This window comes from Ravibacter arvi (genome assembly GCF_039540405.1).
Lineage (GTDB): Bacteria > Bacteroidota > Bacteroidia > Cytophagales > Spirosomataceae > Ravibacter > Ravibacter arvi.
Map to the genome: position 1 here is coordinate 164,333 of NZ_BAABEY010000029.1, position 13,437 is coordinate 177,769.

12 protein-coding genes are annotated in these 13,437 nt (G+C 41.6%); 10 read left to right on the plus strand and 2 right to left on the minus strand.

The features are described from left to right. Positions 1-43: 43 nt before the first annotated feature. The 9 genes from ABD852_RS16835 (at position 44) to ABD852_RS16875 (ending at position 7,629) form a co-directional block, all read left to right on the plus strand. Positions 44-340 (plus strand): hypothetical protein, encoded by a 297-nt coding sequence (locus tag ABD852_RS16835; protein ID WP_345031022.1) that lies wholly within the window; start codon positions 44-46, stop codon positions 338-340. Further along, positions 333-704, plus strand: coding sequence for a hypothetical protein (locus ABD852_RS16840; protein ID WP_345031023.1), 372 nt, complete (start codon positions 333-335; stop codon positions 702-704). The genes ABD852_RS16835 and ABD852_RS16840 overlap by 8 nt, the downstream gene beginning before the upstream one ends. Beyond that, the gene (locus ABD852_RS16845) at positions 701-1,399 is read left to right on the plus strand and encodes a P-loop NTPase family protein (protein WP_345031024.1); all 699 of its coding nucleotides are present in this window, start codon (positions 701-703) and stop codon (positions 1,397-1,399) included. The genes ABD852_RS16840 and ABD852_RS16845 overlap by 4 nt, the downstream gene beginning before the upstream one ends. Further along, on the plus strand, positions 1,392-1,934 hold the full coding sequence (locus ABD852_RS16850; protein WP_345031025.1) for a hypothetical protein: 543 nt from the start codon (positions 1,392-1,394) through the stop codon (positions 1,932-1,934). The genes ABD852_RS16845 and ABD852_RS16850 overlap by 8 nt, the downstream gene beginning before the upstream one ends. A 188-nt stretch (positions 1,935-2,122) precedes the next feature. Next, positions 2,123-2,800, plus strand: a complete 678-nt coding sequence (locus ABD852_RS16855) for a plasmid mobilization protein (protein ID WP_345031027.1) — start codon at positions 2,123-2,125, stop codon at positions 2,798-2,800. Further along, positions 2,790-3,635, plus strand: a complete 846-nt coding sequence (locus ABD852_RS16860; RefSeq protein WP_345031028.1) for a relaxase/mobilization nuclease domain-containing protein — start codon at positions 2,790-2,792, stop codon at positions 3,633-3,635. Before ABD852_RS16855 ends, ABD852_RS16860 begins: the two co-directional genes overlap by 11 nt. Positions 3,636-4,087: 452 nt before the next feature. After that, the gene (locus ABD852_RS16865; protein WP_345031031.1) at positions 4,088-4,462 is read left to right on the plus strand and encodes a hypothetical protein; all 375 of its coding nucleotides are present in this window, start codon (positions 4,088-4,090) and stop codon (positions 4,460-4,462) included. Between the two features lie 159 nt (positions 4,463-4,621). After that, positions 4,622-6,739 carry an NACHT domain-containing protein gene (locus ABD852_RS16870; RefSeq protein WP_345031033.1) on the plus strand — a complete coding sequence of 706 codons (2,118 nt, stop codon included), beginning with the start codon at positions 4,622-4,624 and terminating at the stop codon, positions 6,737-6,739. Positions 6,740-6,789: 50 nt separating this feature from the next. Beyond that, positions 6,790-7,629 carry a hypothetical protein gene (locus ABD852_RS16875; protein ID WP_345031034.1) on the plus strand — a complete coding sequence of 280 codons (840 nt, stop codon included), beginning with the start codon at positions 6,790-6,792 and terminating at the stop codon, positions 7,627-7,629. A gap of 242 nt (positions 7,630-7,871) precedes the next feature. Here ABD852_RS16875 and ABD852_RS16880 read toward each other — a convergent pair whose 3' ends face one another. Then, the gene (locus ABD852_RS16880; protein ID WP_345031036.1) at positions 7,872-8,279 is read right to left on the minus strand and encodes a helix-turn-helix transcriptional regulator; all 408 of its coding nucleotides are present in this window, start codon (positions 8,277-8,279) and stop codon (positions 7,872-7,874) included. A 154-nt stretch (positions 8,280-8,433) separates the two neighbouring features. Here ABD852_RS16880 and ABD852_RS16885 point away from each other — a divergent pair, with 154 nt between their 5' ends. Next, a complete protein-coding gene (locus ABD852_RS16885; RefSeq protein WP_345031037.1) occupies positions 8,434-10,038 on the plus strand; it encodes a HEPN domain-containing protein in 1,605 nt (534 codons plus the stop codon). Positions 10,039-10,224: 186 nt separating this feature from the next. Here ABD852_RS16885 and ABD852_RS16890 read toward each other — a convergent pair whose 3' ends face one another. Then, entirely contained in the window at positions 10,225-13,398 is a 3,174-nt protein-coding gene (locus tag ABD852_RS16890) for a DEAD/DEAH box helicase (protein ID WP_345031039.1), read from the minus strand. Positions 13,399-13,437 lie beyond the last annotated feature (39 nt).

Consider the following 13,437-nt stretch of genomic DNA (forward strand, 5'->3'; position numbering starts at 1 on the left):
AGCGAGCTTTGGGGTATGTTTCACCTTGAAAGCTCGTTTGCCAATGAACCAACTACCAAGCCAATCAACCAGCGGCCCGAAGCTCACACGAGAGCTGCTCCTCACGCTTTACGAGCGAAAGGACGCCAAACGAAGAAGATTCCTTTACCATTATTACCGGCATCTTTTTGAAAAGCCCTATTCGATTGCGTACCTGACAGAGCTCATCAACCAGGATCTGGGAAAAGCCTGGGTAACCCAGCATGACATTAAATACATCAGGGCCAACGTGTACAAGTGGAAGCAGGAAGAGGGTATTCTTTCCGAAGCGCAATCTCAGACAGATGAGCACGATGGATAAACAAACCCTCATCGACCTGTTTGAGCGCCGGGACAAGAAACGCAGGCGTATTCTCTACCGGCTCTATCAACAGCTAATCGAATCGGAAATGTCGGCCGTCTATATCGCCGATATGATTTGTAAACAGCTTGGGCGAGAAGGTATGATTAACGCAGCCGACATTAAATTCTGCCGGTACCATTTTAAAAAGCGCCCCTTAAAACCGCTAACCAAACAGACAGTCCATCCACCGGCTTTTATTTCCAGGGAAGTTCAGCCTGAAAATCCCCTACAGGCAAAAGAGAATCCCGGTTGGACAGACCCAGACAAAATCGACTTACAGAAAAACCTGATTGTTAAATCCAAATTTGCAAAAGAACCATGACGCGTACATTTCATTTTATACTCCAGGCCAAAGGTGGGGTCGGTAAAAGTCTGCATACCTACCTACGCGCCCTGGCTGAATCGAATCGCCATTCCTTGTTTGTCGATGTGGACAGTTCGACCAAAACCTCTTTGAGGCAACTCACGTTCCTGGGCGAAGAGAGACTCGAGAGTATTTCTCTGATCGATAAGCGCGACGTACTGGTAAGGGATATTTTCGTCGGCTACGTGGAAAGCCTCTCTGAAAGCCCGTTCCAGGAAGTCTTTATGGACTTCGGCGCACCGGAAAGCGAACAATTCCCGGCCCTGGTTGCCCGTGATCTTGACTTTAAGGCCTGGTGCGACGAAGTAGGTTTCAAGGCCGTATTTCACATCATCATGGCAGCAGGCGGAGCGTATAGAGCCTGCGGGGAATACCTCGACAAAATGGTGCAGGTCCTTGCAGGGCAGTTTGAAGTAACGGCTTGGGAGAATATCAGCACCTTCAAACAATACCCGGAGCTATCCCAAGAATTGGCCGCCCGGTGCCATGCCATGGGGATAGCGTACAAAAGGTTCGGCGATTTTGATGCCAACAGTTTGTTGGGGATTCAGATACTGGACGGTATTCGCAGCGGATTCAACCTGGACAAGTATTACCCGGGTGCCAGGATCACCTTGAAGAGGGAACTGAGAGAAAACTTCGGCTATGAGTGAGGAAATCGGAGAAAGGCTCAACCGGTTGAAGGGGAAGTACGCCCAAAAGTACGGTACCCTCATGGATGACTGGACTTCGATGGTGTTGGAAGAATTTCGCGAACTCTTCGAGCAACTAACAGGCCAGGTCAAAGATACCACAGAGATCATCAAAGAAGCCCAGTTCAAAATCCGAAAAAGTCAGCGGGTGTTTCAAATCACTTCAGGCAAACAAGCTTGGTTACTGGGACTGGGGATAGCAGTGCCTATAGCAGCAGCGATCACCTTGATCGCGATACTTATCTTTTACCTGGCGTATACAGAAAGGCGGTTTGAAGAAATCCGGAATGCTGTCAATACGTATGAGAATCTAAAAGACTACACCGTCTTATCTCAAAATGGTAGGGTCACAGAAAAAAAGAAGGTTCGTTACCTGGTGCTAAAAATAGCGCCAGAAGGTGAACCTACACCAGGGCTTCATTTTGTGTTTGACTCCAAAAAGCAAGAAGTCTTGGTACCGTTGAACCAGAAATCAGCACGTAAAACAGCCAAGTGAACTTTTTTAAACTTTTGCGGCCAAACGCTGCCATACGTAAACATCAATAGGGCGTAGGGGTGGCTTAGCTCACAGCCAGCTATCGCCGGTACGTCGCAAAAGGGCGACGACCGGCGAAACTGGCCAGGGGAAAACCCCTGGACCCCGCTATTCGCCTTATCAGGCTCATAGCTAATTTCTCGAAGAATATGGAAAAGCAAACCAAAATCGGCAGACCACCCAAAGCAGAGGGGACTGCCAAAAGAGCCCACTTTTCAGTGTGGGTAAGCCAGGAGCAGAAAGCCAGGATCAATGATTTAATCCGGAAAAGCGGCCTGTCAGCAAGTGAGTATTTTTTGACACTTGCGCTGGACGTACCTTTTAAAAGACCGCAGAAAAGAACGCTGCCTCCCCAAATGGCAAAAACGATCCGTGTACTGGAGCAACTCGCGGGAATCCTCTCATTGGCAGTAGTGAAAACCAAAGACCGGCAGATGCTATCCAGAGAGTGGCAGGAAAGCAGCCAGCGGATCAGGCTGCTGGCTAACCTGGTTACCCGATGGGCGTTTGAAAGCTTTGAAATCCGTAGCTTTCAAAATACCATCACCCAAGTCCATGCCTGGATAAGCCAAACGAACAGCTACTTGGAAGAAATGCTCCAACCGGGCGAAAGTAAGGAGCTGATCCTGGAAAGCGGAAACCGGATGGCAAAACAGCTACAAGCACTCCTTGAAAAATATGAGGCTTACTACTCTGAAGCCTTGGACGAAATCCGGGAAGCGGAGAAGACCAATCCCGAAACTCCGGATAAAATTCACGAAGTGATCGCAGATACCTTGAAAGCCGTAACGACCAAAAACGATAACTTGAAACAAAATGATCGGTAAAGCAAGCCTGGGCAGCTACATCAAGGGGATACTGGAATACTGCTACTACGACAAAGAGCTGACGGCCAAAATGAAAAAGGAGCTCAAGCCCCAGGATATCCGGGGCGAGCTGGTCTATATCCAGAACCTGGCTATAAAAACACACGGTGACGGCAGGATCAACCTGGATTACCTGGCAAGACAGTACCTGGAGAATCACCAAAACAACAAACGGCTCACTAAATACGTCTGGCACCAGTCCTTTAGCTTCGCTCCGGGCGAGCGGCCTGACAATGACAAGATCATCCGGATCTCAACCGAATTTGCCAAAGAGTTTGGTTTTGAAGAAAATCAGATGGTCGTCTTCCGGCATCAGGATACCGAGCACATGCACTTTCATCTCATTGCTAACCGGATCAACTATAACGGTAAAAACACCGCCGATCATTTCAACAACTACGCCCGCACCGGAAAGTTCTGCCGGAGAATGGAACAGGAGCTCTCCTTGATACCGACTCCTGATATGCGGATCAACCAGAAAAACAGGAATGAACTTGAATTAAAAGATAAGGTGCATTTAAAGCTGAAGACAACAATTGACAGATTACTACCGCAGGTTTCGTCAATGGAGCAACTGAAAGAAAAATTAGCAGGCGAGGGCTACAAAACCTACCTCGGCAGAGGAATAGCCTTCTTTCATACCAAAACTAGGGTCAAGATGAAAGGTTCTGATCTGGGGCGGAGTTATTCGCTGGCTTCTCTTGAAAAGGCGATGGCTCAAGATATCAGTGTCGAATTGAACCAGCGTCAGAGAAGAGTGAGAAGGAGGAAACGAGGTTTGGGATTTGGTTATTAGATATACATCCGCGTCATTTTACAGGTTTTTTACTGTGGATCAATTTTTCGAGGATGCCTCGGCCAGGGCAAACGAAAGTTACAAAGCAAAAAATGACGGCCGCAAGCCTTCACTTCGTCATCCGGCTATTTAGCTCAAGCGCACAGCCCTACGCGCCGTAAACCGCCGAATGGGCTTGCATCCAGGGGGACAGGCCCCGTCATTTTTTCTTTGAGTGGGGGAGGCGGTTGCCCGTGAGGGTTAAGCAGATCATCCTTTATTGAGCTTCCTGTTTCTCCTCGAATGTGTTTACTTCGGTTTTGTTGATTGATATATCTATCGTTCCTAAGCTCGAAGTAATGGTTGATCAAACTTTTCATTCAGGAGTTTGAGTTTTCGTTGAAAAATCGTATTCTAATATTCCTTTTTGCTGCACTTTAATTTACACGGCCCGACTCTCCAACGTCGGATAGATGGCTCGTGAGCAGTTCTTATCAGTCCCATATAATATTGACTATTTTTTCAACGAGGTGCACCCACAGATTGCGCATGGCTATAATTGTACTAAACCAAGCGGGTTTATTGAAATTGACCCAGATTTATATATGCAATATAGTATTATAACAATCTTGACGATTTGCGCCAAATATTGTTTGCTAAATCCGATGGACTTTATCTTGAACAATAAAGAGGATTTGTATAAATTGAGTGCCGATTTGTCCTATTCTAACGAAAATAGTTATGCCCCTACCTATTTGTCGCTGGCTTCTGTTTTAGCTCGTTGTGTCATTTCTGAATTTTCTGCTTACTCTACTGAGTTAAGCTTGAATGAAGTAATGGCCCTATAGTATGGAGATATGCATTCGGAAAGAATGGCTACTAACATTAAGAGACCAATAGCAAAAGGCAAGTCTATCTTGTTATTAAACAGAGCCTTAATAAAAGTATATTAATCTACAAATTGACTTCTCGCTTATCTTTCCAATTCTATCAGAACAGGTTTACTTATGGATATAAAAAAAATAGAGAGCGTATATGCTACATATGGGTTTGAAATAAAAAGAGATGAGGAAAATCTGGCAATTTTTTTATATAAAAAAGGTAGATATTTTGGTGTTGACATAATCTTGTTTTCAAATTCAAAAGAAACTCAGGATAGAGCATCACAAATTAAGGAGCAATATTCAAAATTAGGATATGCCGTCAATATAAAACCTGGCAGTTCGGAAGAAGATATAGAATTAGAACTTTTTAAGAGTTTTTTTTCTTATGAATCAACTAAAAATAGGCTCAAAAAGAAATATACAGATTTTGTTGCTAAACAAACAAAAAGCTTACTAGGATCTCAATATGAATACATAGGAAGTCCCTTTGAATTGTTCGACGGAGATATAGGAGACACATCAAACGATTTATTAAAAAATGTATTGACTATCCTACAACGACCCAAACCTCAATTGATTATTTTAGAGGCTGCGGCTGGATATGGTAAAACCTGTGCAGCTTACGAAATACTCAGCATTTTATTAAACCAAGATGAAAAAATAATATCTCCGCTGTTTACAGAGTTGGCAAAAAATAGAGGAGCAAAAATCTTTAGATACATACTTCTTGATGAGATAGATGTTGAATTTCCGACTTTGAATTCAGAATTGGTTATAAATGAGATAAAAAAAGGTCGTATTCCACTTATAATTGATGGATTTGACGAATTACTTGAAAAAGTAAATGTTAGCAATATTGACATTTTTAAAGGATTTGAGGAAATAGAGTCTATGTTGGACACTATTGGTAGTTTACTTGAGCATAACGCAAAGGTTATTTTAACTACTCGAAAAACAGCAATTTTTAATGGGTCAGAGTTTGAAAAATGGTTCCTAAAATGGGAAGATCGTTTTTCTGTAAGCCGATTTTCAATTAAAGAACCCAAAATTAAAGACTGGCTAGGTCAGCATAGGTTTGGAATTGCGAAAAATCGTAATATCCCAATACAATATATTGCAAACCCTGTTCTGTTAACATATCTAAAAAATATCAGTGAAGATGAATTTATAACACAAATTGAAAATCCAGAATTGCTTATTAAACAATACTTTGATCGAATGTTAGAGAGAGAGCAGGAAAGGCAACATTTGATAATTACAGTTGAAAAGCAATATGAAATTTTTAAAAATGTAGCTAAAATGCTTCTTGAATTTGATATTACAGTCGAATCAAAGGAGTTTTTTAAGGAAATCATAAAAGATCAAAATTATAAATTACTTGAATATACAAGGACTTTATATTCCGGCCAAGAAAAGCCCAGCCTAGATAATCTTGTTGACACATTGGCTACTCATGCACTGTTAGACAGAAAAGGGCGCGATGAATCTCAAATTGGATTCATTAATGATTTTGTATTTGGTATTTTGATTGGAGAGATTATATGCGAAACCTCTGTTGATATAATTGCTCGTGATTATTCATTCTATATGCTGGACTTAGCTTGCACTGCTTATAAAGTTCAGAATAAACAAAATAAATTTTCGCTCTGGGGGAAAATCAATGATGTTAAAGAGAAATTACAGCCAGTATCAATTTTTAATTACGATATTATTTTACGAGAAGAACTTGTAAGGAATTACCAAGAGTTAACGATTTATGATACAACTTTTTTTAAAATAAAATTTAAGGATTTTGAGGTTAAAAATACAATCTTTTTAAGTTGTTACTTTAAAAATTGTTACTTCGATTTAGACATTTTAAAAGGTGTAGGCTTTGTTGACTGTATATTCGATGCATGTTTAGTGTCTAACGATTTATACATAGACTCAAGTCCAGAGATTTCTACGGTAAAATGCAAGCTTAAAGATTGTCAGATTTTTGAAAATTACACATATCATAATGACCAAACATCTCTATTTACGGAATTTGAAGCAGAAATACTCAGGAAAGTAATGGAAATATCGGATGCTAGGTCGCAACACATAATGCATCTTCTCCATCGTTTTGACAAAAGCCAACATAAGAGTGTTATGCGATCAATAGATGGACTTGTTCAGCGAGACTTTATGAAGATTAGGGGCGGGCAAGTTGGATTAAACATAAATAAATTACCTATAATTAAAGCTGAAATTCTTAAATAATGTATCAAAGTAAAAATTTGAATAGGCTCTCTAGAAACCTCTCATCAAGTATGCAAGATGAGTTTTCTAGGGTTGGTATTTTCTTTAGAATTTTTGAAAGAGTTAAGTCTTTCTCATCTGTAGAATCGAAAAGAAAAATGAAGGGAAGTGACTATTATAATGGAAAAACAAAGCTTATGCGAGATATAATTGGCATTAGAATAGTTTTATACTTTTCTGATGATATAGCAATTGTATATTCTCGACTTTCCAAACTATTTAATATTGTTGAAGAAACTATTGATAAAGCGACGGAAACAAATTTTGAGCCGATTAGAATCAATTTAGTTTGTCAACTTCCTCTCGAAAATATTGATGAGTTTAAATCTATAGTAAATGACAATACGATAGATGCAACTTTCGAAATTCAATTAAGAACGATTTTGTCTGAAGGATGGCATGAGGTAGATCATGATTTAAGGTATAAATGTCGAGATGATTGGAATAATAGTTCAGACTTATCAAGGAGCTTTAATGGGATTCTTGCAACCTTGGAGACAAGTGAATATGCTACGTTAAGATTATTTGATCAATTAAGCTTTAGACACTTTAAATCGAAGAATGTTATAGCAATGCTAAGAACTAAATTTAGACTGAGATTTGAAAGCTTTATTTTATCTGAAAATGTATCCGCTTTAATCACCCCTGTTATTTTAAAAGAATACTATAAGATTGACAGAAATGAGGTAGTAAAATATTTATTTGAATGTGGTATTATTATGCCATTGACTTTGGAGAATTTTTTATTTTTAATAAATTATAGGTTTATAAAGAACACGCACCTTACAGAAGCAACACCGGAAGTACTTAGTTCGGAATTTAAAAATTTAGTTGAAGTCGTTAAAAACTGATACTCATTGATTGATCATTGACAAAGCATATTCTAGAAAAAGGTTTTACTTAAGAAAAGATTCTATTTAATCGTACACTTTTTACTGCTGAACTACTAAACAAGAGACTGTTAGGTCTAGTATGGTAAAAAATATTTAACGGCAAGAAATCGGAGAGTGGCAGAGACATCTCCATTGTGAATAAGTAATCCTTAATTCAGTATAACTTGATTACAGAATAATAAGCGTCAGAGAATTGTTCTTCAATTCCTATCCAACACCTTCTGTAACAACTCCACCTTCTCCCTCTCCGATTGAAGCAAACGCTCGTACAGTTTTTTGTTTTCTTCTAATGCTTCAAACCATTTTTCAACCGGATTGATTACCGCGTTGTAGAAGACTGAGGCTGATTGATCATGATTATTAACTGTCGATGCAATTATGTTTACTGCTGATTGTTCATCGAACGTTTTGATCGCTTCGGCAGGTATTTTCAGAATCTTGGCCACCTGCTCTAAAATACTCTGCTCAATTTCTTCCTTTTGCTCCAGCAGTGAAACCCGCTTCTGGCTCCAGTCCTCACCCAACTCCCACGCAAGTGCTTCCTGTTTGACACCGAGCATTTCTCTGAAGCGCTTGATATTCCTTCCTTGATGTATGGTCTTGCTCATAATACAGATGTGATATAAACACTCAAATATAAGGTTTTGAAGGTGTATTTGGGAGGAAGCCAGCTATTTTCTGAATAAAATATACGAGGTAGGGATAACCTAGAAATTTGGCAGTCAGGAATTTCGATAGCATCATCGACTAAATATCCCGATCATGAGACATGCTACTTGTAATCCCGAATTTCAGCATCCCGTCTGGATGTCGCCCGAGGAAATGGCTGAGCCAGGTGAATTAGTACGAGAGTTCTGCCGGTCATGGGAATTGACCGATTGCCGGTTTTACCTGTGGCAGATGCTCAGCAATTCTATTTCGTATGATCATCCGCATATAGAAGCTATGCCGGGCGGTCAGATGTACTTTTTTGAAAACCTGATCGCCATGATCGAGGCGGTATACCTTACTAACCGGCCTTCAGTGGTTAGAGTAGATAAGCAACCTGAAGAAGGGGAGGCCGAAATAGGGAAGTCGGCCGTAACGGGTTCTGACGAAAACCTGGCTAACCGGCTCGTAGCGGCAATTGTCGAATCTGTTCCGGCAGATGCTATTTTCCTATTGAAGGATGCCGTCACGTTGGAGATTTCAAATTTGGTTGTATTTATTGAGAACAAGGAGCAAAATCCTATCTCCGACTTTCGGGAGTTAATCCGGGAACGGATCTCTCCGATAGCGCCTGATACGGTCAACGTCTTTACTACTCACTACTTCAAGTCTGTGACCGACAGGAAAGATGCGCTTTATTTCACCCTTGCGCTGGAAGGCGCTCAGAGGATTTACCTAAAAGAGGGGCAAGAATTTACGGTTCCGGCATTACCGGCAAAGTTTTCAGACAGGGTGTGGCTAGTGTTTGAGAGCTTCAGCCGGAAGGCAAAATCTTTCCACACCATGGCGAAGGGGCATGTAGAGAAAGGAGAAAATGAATTGACCACCTTTTTCTGTCACCAGGCCTGTGAGCTGTCATTGACCGCGCTGCTTTACGCAATGACCGGCTACCGCGACAAGACCCACCATATCGGCAGAAGGCTGGGGCAAGCGCGGTTGCTTAATCCGAAGCTTAGCGAAGAATTGTTCGGCTCCGAAATGCTCGTCTTGTTGGAGCAGGCCTATGTCAAGTCCCGGTATAACGCCGGTTTCCGGGTTTCGGAAGAGCAGGCAGCCGACCTTGTCGAAAAGACCGGTCAACTGATAGTGCTGGTAGAGGAGACGTTTCTGGCCACCAGGGCAAAGTTCGACAGGTCGAACGAGCCAACGGCAGAACTCTCGATTGAAAATCCGGTCGAGGCAAGTGATATCCCTGCCCGTTCTGATCAGCAGCGTATCCAATCCGAACTGGAGGAATTCTTTGATTCCTACAAACCTCATGAATTTGCGACGCGGTGGCGCACGATCCTGGAGGCCTATTCGGCCCGGGACTATTACAGGCTTGGTAGTCCTTCGGATGTAGTATACGCAATCGAAAAACTATCCGATTTGATGAAGGTTGCTCATGAGATCTATCAACAACTCTCCATTGAGGAATCACCGAATGACACTCCGGAAACGTTTACATCAATAGGGAGTGCTCATTCGACTATCCGGCAGTTCTTCGAGGCAAGAAGTCTTGAGGAATGGGAAAGGTGTTTGAGGCATGTGCTGTTTTTTGCGCTCAGCACGGACGATCCGGATGATGGTGGGTGTAAGGAGGATACTTTGTGGTTGTATAATATGGTATGCGGGTTGGTGGAGGGGTGTTGGGAAGTAAGGAAAATTTCTCCGACCTGAAATTATTAGTAGTTGCTGAAAGATCTTCCAGCGCTTACAAAAGCGTGAGAAACAACCGAGGTTTAAATAACAGAATTTCCAGTTCAGGGGCTCTTCAATTGTTAATGCAAGAAGATTAAACTTTCTAACTCCACCTTGCTGCTAAGGCATCTGTGTGCCGGGTGTTATTGCGAACTAGTAACTAAATCAGGAATTGAAGTAACATTTCAATTTGGTTTCGGTCATCTCAACCACTGTTGAATATATTGACCCTAAGAAAGTCATCATTTCATCGGTCAGGTCTGGTGTTTTTACGCCAGGCTGGGCAACTGCAAATTCGAACTTTACATTGGTGTATCGGAGCGCTTTCCTCACAGCCTCAATACTTTCAAGGCCTCCGTGATAAAATCGTTTTCCTTTCAGCACACCTGTACCATTCCGCCTTTCCATATGCTTAAGTAGCTCTTCAGGTTTCCATTTGTGTCGCAAAGAAACGATTGCTTGTCCACAGACCTCGAATAAGTCCTTTAATCGCGCTCCAGATTTCTCTTTCGAGTATTTACAGTGGATCATTTCAAACCGAATTAAATTTTCCTCATGAAATATTGCTACGATATCGGCTGACTCTCCAGAGTTATCGTCGTTAAATACGATCTTTGCTCCTAGATTGACAAGTCGCCTCATTACGTATTCCTGAACAGAATTTTCGCGTGGCTCTCCATCCTTGTACATCGATTCTGTCGTGTATTTAACTCCTTCCCATGGTAGTATTTCAATCCTATCGGTTGGGATTTTTGAAGTTACTGATGTATTATAATTGGTTTGAATACTACCTGATACGGTGCAGCCATTTAGTAAAAATATAGTCGGCGGATTTTCCTCAAAAAACTTCTTCAACGGGACGGGCTCGCTTTTCAGCCCTTCGATGGTAATGCTACTATGGTCTAGGCCTTCAACACTATGGCCTTTCTCTCCGCCAAGTATAATCGAAAATGAAATCTCTTCGCTCAGGACATAAAGCATAAAATTGGCGCGATTACCCGCTATCGAAACGCTTTTCAGCATACACTCAGATAGCATCACCGATTTTGACTTCACTGCTTCGACACTGAGTTTGTGGATTTTATCGTAAAGAACCTCTGACCAATCTGTAGCAAGAACGATCAATCCCTCGGGATAGGTCTCTAGTTGAATTTTTTCAGCAGAATCTTGTAAAAGCTGGTTAGAGTCGATCGTCTCGTCAGTGATAAGTCTACCCATAGCTAGACACCATGACTTCCACTCTTTTAGATCGCCAATTCGCGCTGGACTCCAGATCTTTCCTTTGACAGAAGCGCCAACGCTTACCGGAAATCCTTCTCTAAACCCTATTCCAACAAAATCTGATTTTTGGCATCTTTTTCCTTCTCGCCATCTTGTAAGCTCAGTGGTAACATCTGCGCCGCTTAACCTAGAGTACCTGTGTAAATGGTTGGACGGCTTAAAGATTCCGGCGTGAACAATACTCAACCGCTTAATTGAATCAAATGAGCGAAATACACAATCACCATTAAGCGGAACAGGATCTTTAGCCGTTATGCACTTCACAAGCGCCTTAACATCAAGTAATTTTTCCGAGTAACCCACATAAAGAAGCTTGGTGTTCTCCGCAAAATGCATAACAATCAAATCCCATTTTTGATCACGCATCTTATCCGTTTTAGCCCATTTCACTCTTTCTCGCTTCTGTGTAGTAAAGTAGAAAACATTCTCTTTCTTATTTAGGTAAGGCTGAGTAAGAGCGTACTTCGAGAGGTTAAAGGCGTCCTTAAAATTCTTCCATTCAACCTTATCACATCTGTAACAAACACAGCTAAGAGCGGGATACACTAGCTTAGGGTTGAGTTCGATATTAGGAGAGTCAAAACCGGAGAACGGCTCACAGCCCTGCAAAAAAGATAATAGTGATTCAGCATCTGCCTTCTTTGCATCCGCAATTTCGCTAATAACGTGTTCCCAACCTGAGCCTTCCTCTCGCAAAATATTTTCCAATTCGATTGACAAGTTCTCATCCGCAAAATTGACCACGAAAGAGGCGTCACCAAGCCCTTGCTGCGGTCGAGTAAATCGACCTATGAATTGAAGCAGCACGCCTAGGGATTTATGCAACTTGTGGACTGCGGCAATTTTGAAGTCAGGAAAGTCAAACCCTTCCTTGAGCATATCTACACAGATAACTATATCATAGGCGCCATTCCTAATATCTTCAATGATAGCCTTTTTACCTTTGGTTTCAGAATGAACAACCACAATTCGTTGTTCAGGGAACCATTCTTTATAATTAAGGAACAGTGCTTCAGCGTGTCCTGTCTTTTCAGTTCTGACCATCATCTTATGCCTAATCCATCCCCTCTTCGTCCTATCTTCGATAAGTTTGGCCACGGCGGCTTCTGCGATCGCTTTGTCTTTCAACTTAGGGTGGCGCTGATCAACGGAAATTAAAGAAATTTTTGAGAAGCAATCATCTTTAAGTGCTTGAGATAGTGAATAGTTATAGACAAACTTGCCATCTACCGGCTTTCGGTCGTTCCTATACGGTGTAGCGGTGAACTGAACAACTTTTGAGTTCTGAAACAAATTCCGTAACTCTTTCCACTCAGATGCCTCAATGTGGTGGGCCTCATCAAAATAGACATGCGAAAAAGCAGTCTGAAGCGCTTCCTTGATCTTGGGAGCTGCTCTGGCAATTAGTGCTGGAGTTGTAACAACAACATTAGTCTGATTAATTTCTACCACATCTTGTATTGTCGAATTTAGTGTAAGAACGATAGGGTTGGGTGTTGTCCCCGAAATGACGCCTAACTCTCTTAGGATTCCCCAGGTCGAGAATTTATCTGCAATTTGCAGCTTCAAGTCAATTGTAGGGACGACTACCAAGGTTCTTGTTGCGTTCGCCGCAAGTGCCGTCGCAAACATTGTCTCTGTTTTACCAGTTCCCGTAGGAAGAACGATTGTCGCAACCTCATTGGTCAGTGACCAGTGTGACAATAAAGAATACACAGCTCCTATTTGAGCTTTTCTTAAACTCCATCCGGATTTTCCGACTCCGTCAATTCGAAAGTCGTTTCTTAAATCTCTTTTGATTAGCTTAGGCACCCCCTGAAGCTTAAATCCACTTTTATTTCTTTTTAACTCAATTTCAAACTTACCACCATATTTGTCGGTAATCTCATAAACCAAATCATGTTTATGGATTGCCTGAAGAGAATGCTCGCCTTTGCGCAAAGCAACTTGTGAGATTATGCCACACTTAATATTCTTCTTCTGAAAATATAGTGGGTTTTTAAGGTTTAAGCTAATTGAAAACGGAATTTCTAGGCTCATTTGAAGGCTTCGCATCATGCTAAACTTTTTATTAGAGTATCTTTATAATTAGAAGTA